The following is a 14,349-nucleotide window of genomic DNA, read 5'->3' on the forward strand; positions in this document are numbered from 1 at the left end:
AATGGCTCTCGTAAAAGCCACTTCAATCTCATTGTGACATTCAGCTATTATCCAGTCATTATCTTTGGGAGCAGACCTTATCTACTATTGGCTACCCTCGCCAGCAACTACTAATGATAAGATAACAATAGTAAGATAAAACGCTGCAAAAGCAAATCTCATCCTACTATCAAATAATGAAATAAACAATAAAATGCCATTCATGAAATAAATAGCGTACTTTTATACCCGTGATAGCCTATAGTCCGTCTGCCTCTAAAGGTATAATAGGACGCCTATGAAGAAATGACCTACGAGTAACTATAAACTGTAAGTAATTATTACAGACCCTGATTATGCTTAACTGGTATCTATGGTAGCCAATTTTTTCTATTGCTTGTACTGCGATCGTGACAATATCTAATAACAAACCGGCATCTACCGATCACAATCTTGCTAATATGGTTATTGTGATCGGTATCATAACGACAGTACGTACCTCTGACCCACCACTACCCTTATCTCAACAAAGACTAAACTATGATGACTACCAGTAATTACGTTAGTAGGACTCCTCCCACAGCAGCCAATCAAAATATAGATACTGACACAAAGTCTGATATAACTACTATAGGAAGCATCGAAGGAGACAGTGTCGATATTGCGCAGCTGCGCACGCCGTTAAAAGTCGATCTATCGCCTATTTATGGATTTTTGGGCGGTCGAACCACGCAAGCTTGGGTTGATGCGGCGCTTAGCAATCTTCCATTAATCATTCAAGATCATGCCAACTGCGAAAAGAAGGCGGCAGGCACAGCGATGAATCTAATCTTTCGTTATGAGTTTTCTTATGATCTGCAATGTAAGTTAGCCCAGCTGATACGCGAAGAGATGCTACATTATGAGCAAGTGCTAGGCATTATGAATGAGCGTGGGCAGGACTGGGAATATCTTAGCGCGGGTCGATATGCTAAAGGCATGCTGAAGCACAAGCGCACTTATGAGCCAGCAGCGATGGTAGATGTATTGATTATCGGGGCGTTTATTGAGGCGCGCTCTTGTGAACGCTTTGCGGCGCTGGCAGAAGTCATTGACGATGAGCGACTGGCTAAATACTATCGCTATCTTTTAAAGTCAGAAAGTCGCCATTTTGAAGATTATTTGACTCTAGCGCAGTCGTTATCGGATGATAATATCGATGAGCGGGTTACCCTCTTTAAAGAGGTAGAAGCTGAACTGATTGATAGTCCAGACCACGATCTGCGCTTTCATAGCGGCGTACCTGTTGGCTAAACTACTTAATAAAGTGACTGTTTAATAAAGTGACTGTGTGGAATACGTAGAAACAGCAGTGCCTATGGCGTTACTGTCTTCTAATGCTAACCTGTTTTGTTGTACCAATTATCTGATAGTTACTTTACCTGACGTTATTTATTACCTTCAGTTAAGCTACTATCATATTGTTTATGGCCCTTTGCAACATTATGCGGATCATGATCAGCAGTTATTCGTTCAGCTGCGGCTGGATTAACCTTCTGTAACGCATCGTCAGGCACGATACCTTCGTTATCATCAGCATCTTTTAGCTTATAGTTTTTGTCATTGCCCTTCTGATCGTCTTCGTCAATGCTATTAACATCCTTTGGCGTATTCATAACATTTCCTTATCATGATGTTTGTTAGGTCGTTTTATTCATATACCTATATTTATTTTTTATGTTTGGCTTTTGAATAATATTTAAGTCCAAACTTAATCTTTCTCATCAGGGTTTAAAATACGGGTTTGCGCGTTATCGACACTCGTATAACGATTCATGTCAGTAATACCTTCGCTTTTTGGTGCTTCGCTACCAACCGTATTTTCGTTAATGCCTTCATCGAACGAATTACCTTTTTGGTCCCGGCGATCTGGCTGACGAGCTTCGTTATCTCCCTCGTTGACATGCTCTGAACCTACTATGGACTCTTGAAAAGTGTCGGTACCTTTGTTTACTGTAGTATTTTCTTCTATCTCATCGTCACTATCGTGAAAGCTGTCATTATGCGTCGCTGCCAATGCTGCTGATTGCTCATTGGACGCTACTGGATCAGTAGTGATATTACCAGCAGTCTCGTCACCAGCTATAGCGGGCGTTTTTGTTAATGCAGGGTCTTTAGTTTCCATTATATTATCCTCGAAATAGGGTGTTCTTGAAAGTTGTAGGATCTTTAGAAAAAATTCTTTAAGGGTCTTGAACGGCTGTCGTCGAAAACTAAATATTTGATTTTACTTTACCGTTGAAAGCCAGCTTGCAGATAGCCTTTCTAATGGCTGCTTTTGGATCTAACTGCTTTTAGATTTCATTGCTTTTTTGGCTTAAATCAAGAGCATTTAAGTCGCCGACGTTTTTGCCGCTTGCTGGTAAGTCCTCTTCCTTACGAGGGTCAGAATAGATTTCATCTGTTTCCTGTGAGTCTTGCTGCGGACCGTCTATGTCTGGCTCGTGCTTGCGGCCTTCATAGCTGTCTTCTGTATTTTCAGGTTTTAAGGCTGTTCTGTCTTTAACAGGCACTACTTCTTCGTTGTTCGGCTTTTTATGAGTAGTATCTTGGATGGTCATCTCGTGTCCCTCGCATTTATAGACTAAAATTTAAGCGGTTATAATTAGTTGTTGAGTTGATAGTCATGTACGTTGAATTAATAGTTAATAAAGCCAGATGTCATTATTACTACTTTTCATCGCTGTATAAGACTGGCATTAATTATAAGCAAAGTATTTGGTACTCCACCAGTGTACTGCCGTATCAATATGTGAATATATGTGAAGTTGCCAGACAGTTTGTAACTTTTTTGCTCAGTTGTAAAAGCAAAAAACCAAGCGTAGGTAAATTCCCACACTTGGTCTAACAAATAATAAGAGGCGTTGGCTTACTTGAGTAGCTAATTTAAGCAGCATTATTGAGCAACTTCGGTAAATAGCTTAGCTAAATTGGATCGCCAACATGATTGATAACTTTTAATAAGTGATTTTGTGCGATATGTAATGGCTCACCTGCTATCGGCTTTGTTTGCTGCCAGTGGCCATCACCACTAAGTAACCAAGCCTGGACATTATCTTGTAGATAATTTAATAATCCGTCTTGATAGATTTGCTCGAATAGCTTTTTATCTTCAATCGGAAAGGCGACTTCAACACGGTGGAATAAATTGCGGTCCATCCAGTCGGCACTACCACAGTACAGACGTTGATCGCCGTTATTATAAAAATAATAAATGCGGGTATGCTCTAAAAACCGTCCAATAACCGAGCGCACGGTAATGTTCTCAGATAAACCTTGCACTTGCGGACGCAGACAGCACATAGAGCGTAAAATTAGCTCAATCTTGACGCCTGCTTGCGAGGCATCGTACAGCTTATCGATCAGACGTCGTTCTGTCAGAGCATTGATTTTGACAATGATATACGCGTCCTTGCCCGCTTTCGCGTGAGCAATCTCATCATCAATAAAGCTCATTAATTTATCATGCAAGGTAAAGGGCGCATGCAATAGTTTTTTGAGGTTAGCCGGTTTGCCCATACCTGTAAGTTCGTGAAAAATCTTATGAACGTCTTCAGAGATATCAGGGTCGGCGCTGAATAGCCCGTAGTCAGTATAAACCTTGGCATTAGCCGCATGGTAATTACCGGTGCCTAAATGCACGTAGCGACGGATTCGGTCGTCCTCACGGCGCACGATGAGCATGAGCTTGGCGTGAGTTTTATAGCCGACAATGCCATAAACCACCACTGCACCCGCTTCTTGTAGATAATTAGCCACTGCAATATTTGAAGCCTCATCAAAGCGCGCACGCAGTTCAATGACGGCGGTAACTTCTTTGCCATTACGAGCAGCAGCGGCGAGCGCTTGGACAATCTCCGAATTGGTCCCTGAGCGATATAGCGTTTGCTTAATCGCCAACACTTTTGGATCGTTAGCGGCTTGCCATAGTAAATTAACAATCGGTGAAAAAGCATGAAAAGGATGATGAACCAAGACATCGCCTTTACGTATAGAGGCAAACATACTAGTGGCTTTATCGAACTTATCAAAGTCACGGCGAAATGGCTTGGGCACGATGTGAGTAAAGGGCTGATAGCGCAGCTCTGGAATATTAAAATCAAATAACAACCGCGTTAAGTTCACCGGCCCATTGACCCGATACAGCTGATTGTCATGTAGCTCAAACTCATTGAGGAGATAATCGCAGATATTAGTAGGACATTCGGTCGTAACCTCAAGGCGTACCTTATCACCAAATCGGCGGTTTTCAAGCTCGCCTTCAAGGGCCTTGGCAATATCCTCAACATCATCTGCCAAGTCTAGATCAGCATTGCGCGTGAGCCTAAATTGATGACAGCCAGTAACATTCACTCCGGGGAACAGCTCACCAATATGCTCATGAATAATCGCAGAAAGCATCACATGATGCTCTTTACCACCAGTCAGCTCATCAGGTAGACGAATCACACGCGGCAGACTACGCGGCGCCGGCACAATAGCGAGATTGATATCACGACCAAAGGCATCTTTGCCTTCTAAAGTAGCAATAAAGTTTAGGCTCTTGTTCACCAGACGCGGGAACGGGTGTGCCGGATCAATGCTAATTGGGGTCAATACCGGCGAGACTTGCTCGGTAAAGTAGCGTTTCATCCATGCCGACTGTTCGGCATTAAGCTCATCGCGCTTTAGATAACGAATATCCTGCTCAGCTAGGGCCGGTAAAATGTCTTCGTTAAGTATACGGTATTGCTCATCAATAGCATCATGGGTCACTGCTGATATTTCATTCAGAATTTCACTGGGCCGCATACCGTGAACACTGGTCGAGATATCACCGATGTTTAGCTTTTGCATAATGCCCGCGACCCGAATTTCAAAAAACTCATCCAAATTCGATGAAAAGATCATCAAAAAGAATAAGCGCTCAAGTAAAGGGTGATGCGGACTGGCCGCTTGCGCTAATACGCGCAGATGAAACTGTAATAAGGACAAGTCGCGATTAATATAACTATTTGGAGAATAACTGCCATCTTCTGAGCGCTGCCAGCCAATCTGGGTGAGATTGTTGCTCTCTTTAACATCACTATCTTTAGTATTCATATTGGTTTTGTTATCAATACTGGGTTCGTTCTCAATGCTGTTGTTGTTATTAATGTCCTGCTGATCATTCGCACGCGCCATTTCACTGCTCCCTTATTGTTATTCGTTACTGTTCTTGGTGACTAGAATCAATATTACCTCAACTCGGCCACGCTGCAAATGTGTATAGTAATAGCTTTACTGTTATTACTTTTCTGACAGTATCTTACTCATATTACTTTATTTATATTACATTTTGACTCTGAAGATTAAAAATCTAAGCACTTTGCGGTAATACCGCGTTTTTCATACGTTTTTTGATAATGCGTTGTTTATTACGTAGGCTTCTATCACTGCGGTTGTCTTCGTAGTATTTTGGATTGGTCAACATGCCAATCAATAATGCTGATTCATCACGATTGAGGTTGGCCGCAGACTTATCAAAATAATGATGGGCAGCGGCGTCAATCCCATAGATACCATTACCAAACTCTGCCACATTCAAATAAGCAGTTAAGATACGCTGCTTGTCCCATATGGTTTCAATCATGACAGCAATAATTGCCTCCTCACCTTTACGTATGTAAGAGCGGTGCGAGGTTAAAAACAAATTTTTTGCCAATTGCTGAGTGATGGTCGAGCCGCCTGCTGACATTTTACCAGTGGCTTCGTTCTTCTTTTGCGCCGCCTTGATGCCCTTTATATCAAAGCCGTTATGTTGGCTAAACGTCGAGTCTTCACTGACAATAGCGGCTTGCTTGGCAGATTTGGCAATCGCATCATACTCAGCCCATGTTTGAGTCACGCTGCCTCCAGTGAGCCGATGAGTCAGCATAAACATGCTGTTATTAATCGGCTGAGTCTTCCAAATAACCAGTAACCCTGCGACCAGCACATGAAAAGCCACGACCAATAGCATTACTGCCAAAAACAGTCGTTTGATAATTTTGCCAAAACTTGTCATGCGTGCGATATCCGAATGGTTAAGAGGAGTAATAAAAACAATAAAATCGATTGGGTAATCGTTTAAGTAATGATAAACCGTAGGCTATCTTACCCAATCTCACTATCTCTGTCACTGGCACTGTCATTATTTGCACCGTTTCTTTATCATATAGAAACGGCCTAGTATCACTAAAATATTAAATTAAGAGTCCAGATATGAGTATAAGCGCAAATAGTCATGACAGTATAGAACAGCTACGGGCACGAATTATCACAGCGCTACCCAGTCTTGGTACCCCTGAATGTCAGGATGAGTGGTGGTTATTAGGCACGTCTGGCTGCCATTTATGTACTGAGGCCAAATATCTTCTGGCACGCTTTCAAGCCGTGCAACCTATTACTTATCAAGATGTCGATATCGCAGAATTTGGTGAGCCATTAATGATGGCGTTTGCCACGACCATTCCAGTACTGCTGACACCTTCTAAACGTTTGAACTATCCCTTTTCGGTAATGGATTTGCAGCAGCTGGCATAGAAATGAGCACTTGCTGACACCGTATTGAAAAACCTAACAATGAGACAGCCATGAAAGATTTAAGCAAAATTACTGAAATTGAAGACCTACGACAAGTGGCGCAGCGCAAGATACCGCGCATGTTTTATGACTACGTGGACTCAGGCTCATGGACCGAGACCACCTACCGCAATAACGAAACTGACTTTGACCGTATCAAACTGCGTCAGCGAGTATTGGTAAATATGGAAGGGCGCTCGCTTGCCACTGAAATGCTTGGTACGCCAGTAAAAATGCCGGTTGCTATTGCGCCAACTGGCTTTACCGGCATGATGTGGGCCGATGGAGAAATTCTCGCGGCACAGGCAGCAGAAAAGTTTGGCGTACCGTTTTCACTATCGACCATGAGTATTTGCTCTATTGAAGATGTGGCAGAACATACCAGCCAGCCGTTTTGGTTTCAGCTATATATGATGCGCGATATGGACTTTATAGCTGATCTAATTCGCCGTGCAAAAGATGCGAATTGCTCAGCGTTAATCCTGACCGCCGATTTACAAGTATTGGGGCAACGTCATAAGGATATCAAAAATGGTCTATCCGCACCGCCAAAACCAACACTTGCCAATATCTTAAACCTGATGACCAAACCGGAATGGTGTATGAATATGTTGGGTACCAAGCGCCGTACCTTTGGTAATATCGTCGGTCATGCTAAAAACGTCGAAGATATCTCATCACTATCAGCGTGGACGGCTGAGCAGTTCGATCCTGCGCTGAGCTGGGACGATGTGGCACGTATCAAAGACATGTGGGGTGGCAAGCTGATTATCAAAGGGATTATGGAACCCGAAGATGCGATAATGGCTGCTCGTAGCGGCGCAGATGCGCTGGTGGTATCCAACCATGGCGGTCGTCAATTAGATGGTGCGCCCTCTTCCATTGCATCCCTAGCCGATATCGTACAAGCGGTGCGCGCTGAGGACAGTCAGATTGAGATTTGGCTCGATAGTGGTATTCGTTCTGGGCAAGATGTACTCAAAGCGATGGCATTAGGCGCAAATGGCACGATGATTGGCCGCGCATTCTTATATGGTCTTGGCGCGTATGGTGAGGATGGCGTCCGCCGAGCACTTGAGCTGATTTATAACGAATGTGATATCAGCATGGCGTTTTGTGGTCATACCGATATCAATGAAGTGCGCGATGATATCTTAGTCAAAGGTACCTACGAGCATCTTAAGACTGCCTTGCCTTACGTGGCACCTATGCGCTGGTAGCTTTCTTTATAGCCGCTTTCTTTATAGCCGCTTTCTTTATACTGGCCATACCCTTTATACTCTAAACATACTATTATTAACTGATATCCGGATTTATGACTATCCAGCAACTGTTTAAAACCGCGCCTGTCACTACTTTATTATTAATCAGCTTTATTGGACTGTATATCGTACAAGTATTGTCCGGCGTTGATGCCAATAATCCGTCAACGGAAGCGCTACTGGGCTGGGGCGCTAATGCGCTGCCCTATACCATGGTAGATGAGCCTTGGCGGCTCATAAGCAGTGCGTTTTTGCATATTGGCTTGATGCATTTACTATTCAATGGCTTTGCCATGTACTTCTTCGGACAGATTGCAGAGCCGATGTTTGGTTCGGCTAAATTTCTGGTGCTATTTTTATTAGCCGCAATCGGCGGTAACTTGCTTAATAGTTACGTCACTTGGCAAGATATTCTAAACGAAACTGCGCAACCGGGGATATCCGCTGGCGCGTCCGGTGGTATTATGGGAATTGGTGCGGCGTTATTGATAGCGACCTTCTTTAAAATGTCTGTCAATGGCATGATGCTAAACCTTAGAAGCCTGATATTCATTATGGGTATTAACTTAGTATATGGCTTTGCCGTACCGGGGATTGATAATGCTGGACATATTGGCGGCGCACTTACTGGCTTGGTGATTGCACTATCTATCGGAATCGCTCATCGGCAGCGTACGATAGCGCTAAAAGCGTCTGTGCCAACTTATCAAACCCATTACGTCAATTATCCTAGCAGTAGCGATATTTATGCTGATAACGATAGCGATATCCCTGTAAACTCTACTATAAATACAGACGTCAATGCTGCTTATATCGATGTAAAAAACAATGCTAAAGGCACAACACCCACTACCATAAAGCCTGCCATCATTTGGCAATGGTTACCGTGGATAATAATGCTATTAATAACTATCGCCTTTGTTTGGTGGTGGTTGGATATTCACAACCAAATATTACAAGTACTGGCAGCCAGTAAATAACTTTGACCCACACCACAAGCCTCCCCTCTATCTAACTATGAGATTTGACTATGTCTAATTTATCAGCCACACCTATTATCAATAGCCGTACATTACTGTTGGGCCTGATCGGTGCTGCTTTATTTAGTACTTCTGGCATCGCTAGCGCCGCATTTTTTAAGAACCTACCCGCTGAGCCAGACGCTGAGTTAAGTGTCGGCTTAAATGTTTTAATGGCTAATACCGCTTATGATACAGACGGCAGCGAAATACGCGTATTGCCTGGTGTGTTTTATGACAATAATAGATTCTATGCTCGTGGTGCTCAAGCTGGTGCCTATCTGATTAATGATGGCACCAACGAGCTGTCCGCCTCGGTCCAACTCGCTGGTAATTCGTTCGACCCTGATGACGCCAATGGCGCGCTTGCCGGTCTTGATGAACGTAAAATATCAGCAGCAGCGGGTCTGACTTACCAGCGTCGCACCCCTGTCGGTGGTTTTCGAGCTCAGTTCGCAACCGATATCTTAGATCGTAGTGGTGGCAACACTGGCCGTTTATCATACATTGCTAGAATCAGTAAAAACAAACTAACGGTCCACCCAAGCATAGGCTTTGAGTATCATGATGCGGACTATAATAATTATTATTACGGGGTTAGTGATGAGGAGTCAGCGCGTACAACAGGCGTTGATGCTTATGAGTCTAACAGTAGTTTAAATCCTTATGTCAATATTAGCGCCAACTATGACTTTAGTGATAAATGGGCAGGATTTGCCAATCAAAGCCTGAGTTATTTATCAAATGAGCAGTATGATAGCCCTATGGTTGATTCAAGAACTGAATCCGCGACTACGCTTGGATTGTTGTATAAGTTCTAGGGTTTTTATATTTTTTAGATAAAAAAAGACCTTGCCACATAACGTGACAAGGTTTTTTTATTTAACTAGAACAACCGATTCTTTTACTTAAGAAGGATGGACCATATCTTCAGGGGTTACCCACTCATCAAACTGCGCTTCAGTCAGCAAGTCCAACTCAACCGCAACTTGCTTAAGGGTTTTGTCTTCTTTGTAAGCAGTCTTAGCAATTTTGGCCGCATTTTCATAACCGACGTGACGGTTCAATGCCGTTACTAACATCAAAGAGTTATGCAAGTAATAGTCAATTTTTTCTTTAACTGGCTCAATACCGGCAGCACAGTTTTCATTGAAGCTATTGCATGCATCACCCAACAGCTTAATAGATTGCAATAAGTTAAAAGCAATTACAGGTTTAAAGACGTTTAGCTCAAAGTTACCAGACGCGCCTGCCATATTAATGGTGGTGTCGTTACCCATTACTTGCGCAACAACCATAGTCATGGCTTCTGATTGGGTTGGGTTTACTTTACCTGGCATGATTGATGAGCCTGGCTCATTTTCTGGAATGGTAATCTCGCCGATACCGCAGCGTGGACCTGAAGACAGCCAACGGACGTCATTAGCGATTTTATTGAGACTACCCGCTAGCGTTTTTAGCGCGCCTGATGCAAAGACTTCCGCATCACGAGCAGCCAATGCTTCAAATTTATTCGGCGAAGTCACAAATGGCAAGTCTGTCAACGTCGCCAATTGCTCAGCTGCTTTTACCGCATAATCAGGATGCGCATTGAGACCCGTGCCGACCGCTGTACCGCCTAGTGGCAATTCATATAGACCTTGCAAGGCGTTATCAATACGTACCAATGAATGGTCAAGCTGGCTGACATAGCCGCTGAACTCTTGGCCTAAAGTCAAAGGTGTGGCATCTTGTAAATGGGTACGACCAATTTTGACAATGCTATCAAATTCTTTGGCTTTTTTATCCAAAGTATCGCGTAAAGCATTGATTGCTGGAATAAGTAAGCCATTAATTTGACGAGCAGCAGCCACACGAATGGCGGTTGGGAAGCTGTCATTGGTCGATTGCGCTTGGTTGACATGATCATTTGGGTGAATCGGTTGATAGCTACCACGCTCAGAACCAGCAATCTCATTGGCACGATTGGCCAATACTTCGTTCATATTCATGTTCGACTGAGTACCAGAACCGGTCTGCCATACGACTAGTGGGAATTGGTCGGTCAATCCGCCATTAATCACTTCATCGGCTGCTTGCACGATTAAATCGCGCTTGTCAGCATCTAAACGCTCAAGGCTGGTATTGGTAATAGCAGCGGCTTTTTTGACCAGTGCCATTGCTTCAATCATCGGGCGAGGTAAAGTCTCGCCACCAATCTTGAAGTTTTCGCGGCTGCGCTGCGTTTGTGCACCCCAATAGGCATCAACTGGGACTTCCACGTTGCCCATAGTGTCTTTTTCGGTACGAGTTGCCTGATTCTGTGTCGACATAACTGCCCTCTTTGATGGTTTATTGTTGAATAGCTGATCCGTTAAAAGTGCAACACCCGCTGCACGTAAAAGAAATAAGATATAAAGTGGCATTATGATAGCATGACTAGGCCGTGTTGAATATTCACAAATAGGCATTACTGATGTCTAAAAGTACCAGCCCACATCGATCGGCTACATTATTGGATAGTATACCTATGCGCCCTGAGCTAAAAAATACTGAAGTACAAGAATCTAAGCCTAGCAATCCGCCTAGACGGCAATTTACCCGCCAGCGTAGAAAGCTGACCGATAACGAACGTCAGCGGCGCGCACGTGATGCCAGCTTGCATTTGACTAAGCTACAGCAGCGCCTACCAGCTAACGCGCGGATTGGCTTATATTATGATGGCTTTGGCGAGCTGCCTACTCAGCAGCTGCTAGATTGGTGTAAGCGCTTAGGCTATCAGCCTTATCTGCCAGTGGTTGGCTCACTGGGACATGATGATAAGCGACTGCGCTTTGTACCCATTTATCATGCAAAATTGTTAAATATACCGACACGCATTCATAACTTAGGCATGAAACAAAACCAGCATCGTAAACTGCTTTGGGCGCGCGAATTGGACGTGATTATTTGTCCCTTAACGGCGGTCGACAATAATGGCAATCGTATGGGCATGGGCGGCGGATTTTACGACACTACCCTTGCCAAGAACTATCAATCCGGCTATAAAAAACCATTAAAGATAGGCTGGTGTTATGACTTCCAAGTGGTGGATCAGCTTGCAAGACAGCCGTGGGATGTGCCGCTTGATGGCTTGATTACCCCAAGTGGAATAAGGTGGTTTTGATGACAGACGATAAACGCATTAAGTCTATTAAAGAAAACTCTAGAGTAGAAAACTCTTTAGCAGAAAGTTCTGAAACACAAGCTCAAGAAGATTCTATAGCTGATAGCGTCGAGCAACATTTATTAGGTTTGGAAAATAGTAATAATGAAAATCTTGAAACTTCGCAGATTCAGGAGCAAGGTTTTAGTGAGGCTGAGCTTTCTCGTCTTGTGAATACAGAAAAATTGCAGAGCTTGCTCAATCAAAGCGATGAGTTCTTAGGCAGCTTATCTAGTGAGGTAGAGGATTTCAACGAGGACAATCATAACCAATGAATGGTCCTAACTGCGAGCATAAACTGCCCAATCGATTTAAATTACTTATAAAACTCGATAATAAGTATAGCAGCAGTTGTAGGGTGCGCCCCGCGCACCGATGGTTGGTCGTAATTCTGTTCTTGGTGCGCAGGGCGCACCCTACGCAACGTTATCCAGTTTTTTTAAGTTGTTTAATAAGATACTTTATTATAGCTTTATTTAAGAAGGACAACAGTAGATGACCATTATGAACAAGGTAAATCGTTTTTATTACAATACCATCGCCGCAATCCAACCAAACGCCAATAACGGGATATTGTAATGGATAAAGGTCGGTACCACGCTGTCTTTAATATGATCATGCTGTCCGTCAACGTTCAGACCAGAAGTCGGACCAAGGGTCGAATCTGAAGCTGGAGAACCGGCATCCCCTAGTGCGCCAGCCGTGCCAATAATCGCGACCGTCGCCAATGGAGAAAAGCCCAAAGAGAGACATAGCGGCACGTAAATCGCGGCCAAAATAGGAATGGTAGAGAACGATGAGCCAATGCCCATGGTCACAATTAGGCCAAGCAGTAGCATAATGAATGCTGCCATCGCTTTATTGCCTCCGAATAACGCTGTCGCACCATCAACCAAAGGTTGAATTTGTTCGGTGGCTTTCATCACCTCAGCGAAGCCCTGCGCGGTAATCATAATAAAGCCGATCATCGCCATCAGCTTGATACCGTCGTTAAATACTGTATCCGCCTCACTCCATTTGACCACACCCGTCGCCATAAAGACCCCAAAACCAAACATGGAGCCGAGCAATAAAGAATCAGTATAGAGCTGTACCACAAAGGCCGTGACAATAGCCACGATTGCCACCAGCGTTTTAAGCTTACTTTGTGTTTGCGCAGCAGCGGCCGTTTTACTTAAAGCATCACCTTCTACCGCCGCACTCTCTATTACCACATCATGCGCTTCTTTATCAATTGCCAGCTGTTTATACTGACGCGGCTTGCGATAACTGATAAATACCGCCGTTAATAAACCAACGAACATGCCCAATGCTGGAATTGCCATCGCTTTGGTGACTGAAATATTAGACACATCAATCCCAGCTTCACCGACATTTTTGAGCATAATTTGATTGAGATAAATATCGCCAAACCCATATGGAATGAACATATAGGTGGTTACTAGCCCAAAGGTAATCAAACAGGCAATCAAGCGTCTATCAATTTGCATGCGGTTAAACGCTAATAGCAATGGCGGCACCAAGAGCGGAATAAAGGCAATATGAATCGGGATTAAGTTTTGGCTAAAGCAGCTCATCATCACCAGGCCAGCAAACAGCGTGTACTTAATCATACCGCTCGTGCCCCCAGCATCAATACGCTTGATAACCGCGCCTGCCAATGACTGCGGCAGTCCTGAATGAGCAATCGCTACCGCAAACGCACCTAATAGTGCATAAGACAGCGCGATTTGTGCGCCATTTCGGATACCTTCCTGAAACGCCGCTAAGGTATCTGTCACACCTAAGCCAGCTATCAGTCCACCTGCCAGCGCTCCAATAAGCAAGCTAAGCACCACGTGTACCCGCGCCAGTGAAAGTCCCAGCATAATGACTACTGCCAATAGCACCGCATTGATTGTCATCTTCTCGCCCCTTTTCCTTTAATTTCTAGCCAGCTCTTTAATTTATTGCTTAATTTTCGAACTGTTGACTTCGCCCTAGCGTCTCAAAACTCATAATCTCTATAATTTACAACTGCTATTAAGACGCGCGCCAGTTTACCTGATTTTAACTTTAAAGCCTATGCGCAGAACCTAGCAAACATGCTTTAAACACTGATTACAGCGATGACTGCTCTATTTTAAATGGGCATATAAGATTAGGTGGCTGAGGTAAATTTATGCAGCCTCTGGAATGACCGTACAGCCAGCAAATAAACTTACCTCGATCGCTACACACATCGATGTTTTTATTGAAAAATTTCTAGCCGCATGACGGACGCACACTATTTTCTATCCTGTTG

Annotated in this window: 14 protein-coding genes; 7 read left to right on the forward strand and 7 right to left on the reverse strand. The window is 43.8% G+C overall.

What is annotated here, in order from left to right; all coding sequences use genetic code 11:
* Positions 1-519 precede the first annotated feature (519 nt).
* On the forward strand, positions 520-1,272 hold the full coding sequence (locus U1P77_RS07355; protein ID WP_321154395.1) for a MiaE family protein: 753 nt from the start codon (positions 520-522) through the stop codon (positions 1,270-1,272).
* Positions 1,273-1,406: 134 nt separating this feature from the next.
* Here U1P77_RS07355 and U1P77_RS07360 read toward each other — a convergent pair whose 3' ends face one another.
* The 5 genes from U1P77_RS07360 to mtgA form a co-directional block, all read right to left on the reverse strand.
* Positions 1,407-1,634 carry a hypothetical protein gene (locus U1P77_RS07360; protein WP_321154396.1) on the reverse strand — a complete coding sequence of 76 codons (228 nt, stop codon included), beginning with the start codon at positions 1,632-1,634 and terminating at the stop codon, positions 1,407-1,409.
* A gap of 95 nt (positions 1,635-1,729) precedes the next feature.
* Positions 1,730-2,143: a hypothetical protein gene (locus U1P77_RS07365; protein ID WP_321154397.1), complete on the reverse strand. Its 414-nt coding sequence runs from the start codon at positions 2,141-2,143 to the stop codon at positions 1,730-1,732.
* Between the two features lie 169 nt (positions 2,144-2,312).
* Positions 2,313-2,579, reverse strand: coding sequence for a hypothetical protein (locus U1P77_RS07370; RefSeq protein WP_321154398.1), 267 nt, complete (start codon positions 2,577-2,579; stop codon positions 2,313-2,315).
* Between the two features lie 364 nt (positions 2,580-2,943).
* On the reverse strand, positions 2,944-5,100 hold the full coding sequence (gene ppk1, locus U1P77_RS07375; protein ID WP_321156652.1) for a polyphosphate kinase 1: 2,157 nt from the start codon (positions 5,098-5,100) through the stop codon (positions 2,944-2,946).
* Between the two features lie 256 nt (positions 5,101-5,356).
* Complete coding sequence (mtgA, locus tag U1P77_RS07380) at positions 5,357-6,043, reverse strand: monofunctional biosynthetic peptidoglycan transglycosylase (RefSeq protein WP_321154399.1); 687 nt, start codon at positions 6,041-6,043, stop codon at positions 5,357-5,359.
* 197 nt (positions 6,044-6,240) lie between these two features.
* Between mtgA and U1P77_RS07385 the strand changes: the two genes are divergently transcribed.
* The 4 genes from U1P77_RS07385 to U1P77_RS07400 all read left to right on the forward strand — a co-directional run bounded on the left by U1P77_RS07385 (position 6,241) and on the right by U1P77_RS07400 (position 9,702).
* The gene (locus U1P77_RS07385) at positions 6,241-6,561 is read left to right on the forward strand and encodes a glutaredoxin family protein (protein ID WP_321154400.1); all 321 of its coding nucleotides are present in this window, start codon (positions 6,241-6,243) and stop codon (positions 6,559-6,561) included.
* Between the two features lie 50 nt (positions 6,562-6,611).
* Positions 6,612-7,820 (forward strand): alpha-hydroxy acid oxidase, encoded by a 1,209-nt coding sequence (locus U1P77_RS07390; protein WP_321154401.1) that lies wholly within the window; start codon positions 6,612-6,614, stop codon positions 7,818-7,820.
* A 95-nt stretch (positions 7,821-7,915) separates the two neighbouring features.
* Positions 7,916-8,842 (forward strand): rhomboid family intramembrane serine protease, encoded by a 927-nt coding sequence (locus tag U1P77_RS07395; protein ID WP_321154402.1) that lies wholly within the window; start codon positions 7,916-7,918, stop codon positions 8,840-8,842.
* A 50-nt stretch (positions 8,843-8,892) separates the two neighbouring features.
* Positions 8,893-9,702, forward strand: coding sequence for a MipA/OmpV family protein (locus U1P77_RS07400; protein WP_321154403.1), 810 nt, complete (start codon positions 8,893-8,895; stop codon positions 9,700-9,702).
* Positions 9,703-9,789: 87 nt separating this feature from the next.
* Here U1P77_RS07400 and fumC read toward each other — a convergent pair whose 3' ends face one another.
* Positions 9,790-11,193 (reverse strand): class II fumarate hydratase, encoded by a 1,404-nt coding sequence (gene fumC, locus U1P77_RS07405; RefSeq protein WP_321154404.1) that lies wholly within the window; start codon positions 11,191-11,193, stop codon positions 9,790-9,792.
* Between the two features lie 143 nt (positions 11,194-11,336).
* On the opposite strand from fumC, the gene U1P77_RS07410 reads away from it, so the two are divergent.
* Entirely contained in the window at positions 11,337-12,026 is a 690-nt protein-coding gene (locus U1P77_RS07410; protein WP_321154405.1) for a 5-formyltetrahydrofolate cyclo-ligase, read from the forward strand.
* Positions 12,026-12,340: a hypothetical protein gene (locus tag U1P77_RS07415; RefSeq protein WP_321154406.1), complete on the forward strand. Its 315-nt coding sequence runs from the start codon at positions 12,026-12,028 to the stop codon at positions 12,338-12,340. The genes U1P77_RS07410 and U1P77_RS07415 overlap by 1 nt, the downstream gene beginning before the upstream one ends.
* A gap of 252 nt (positions 12,341-12,592) precedes the next feature.
* Here the strand turns inward: U1P77_RS07415 and U1P77_RS07420 are convergent, their stop codons facing one another.
* On the reverse strand, positions 12,593-13,969 hold the full coding sequence (locus U1P77_RS07420; RefSeq protein ID WP_321154407.1) for a Na+/H+ antiporter family protein: 1,377 nt from the start codon (positions 13,967-13,969) through the stop codon (positions 12,593-12,595).
* Positions 13,970-14,349: the final 380 nt, after the last annotated feature.

Origin of the sequence: Psychrobacter sp. LV10R520-6 (assembly GCF_900182925.1) — a bacterium.
Taxonomy (GTDB): domain Bacteria; phylum Pseudomonadota; class Gammaproteobacteria; order Pseudomonadales; family Moraxellaceae; genus Psychrobacter.

Coding starts and splice junctions, on each gene's coding strand:
- U1P77_RS07355 (WP_321154395.1), top strand. CDS start 520: ATGATGACTACCAGTAATTACGTTAGTAGGACTCCTCCCACAGCAGCC.
- U1P77_RS07360 (WP_321154396.1), bottom strand. CDS start 1,634: ATGAATACGCCAAAGGATGTTAATAGCATTGACGAAGACGATCAGAAG.
- U1P77_RS07365 (WP_321154397.1), bottom strand. CDS start 2,143: ATGGAAACTAAAGACCCTGCATTAACAAAAACGCCCGCTATAGCTGGT.
- U1P77_RS07370 (WP_321154398.1), bottom strand. CDS start 2,579: ATGACCATCCAAGATACTACTCATAAAAAGCCGAACAACGAAGAAGTA.
- ppk1 (WP_321156652.1), bottom strand. CDS start 5,100: ATGAATACTAAAGATAGTGATGTTAAAGAGAGCAACAATCTCACCCAG.
- mtgA (WP_321154399.1), bottom strand. CDS start 6,043: ATGACAAGTTTTGGCAAAATTATCAAACGACTGTTTTTGGCAGTAATG.
- U1P77_RS07385 (WP_321154400.1), top strand. CDS start 6,241: ATGAGTATAAGCGCAAATAGTCATGACAGTATAGAACAGCTACGGGCA.
- U1P77_RS07390 (WP_321154401.1), top strand. CDS start 6,612: ATGAAAGATTTAAGCAAAATTACTGAAATTGAAGACCTACGACAAGTG.
- U1P77_RS07395 (WP_321154402.1), top strand. CDS start 7,916: ATGACTATCCAGCAACTGTTTAAAACCGCGCCTGTCACTACTTTATTA.
- U1P77_RS07400 (WP_321154403.1), top strand. CDS start 8,893: ATGTCTAATTTATCAGCCACACCTATTATCAATAGCCGTACATTACTG.
- fumC (WP_321154404.1), bottom strand. CDS start 11,193: ATGTCGACACAGAATCAGGCAACTCGTACCGAAAAAGACACTATGGGC.
- U1P77_RS07410 (WP_321154405.1), top strand. CDS start 11,337: ATGTCTAAAAGTACCAGCCCACATCGATCGGCTACATTATTGGATAGT.
- U1P77_RS07415 (WP_321154406.1), top strand. CDS start 12,026: ATGACAGACGATAAACGCATTAAGTCTATTAAAGAAAACTCTAGAGTA.
- U1P77_RS07420 (WP_321154407.1), bottom strand. CDS start 13,969: ATGACAATCAATGCGGTGCTATTGGCAGTAGTCATTATGCTGGGACTT.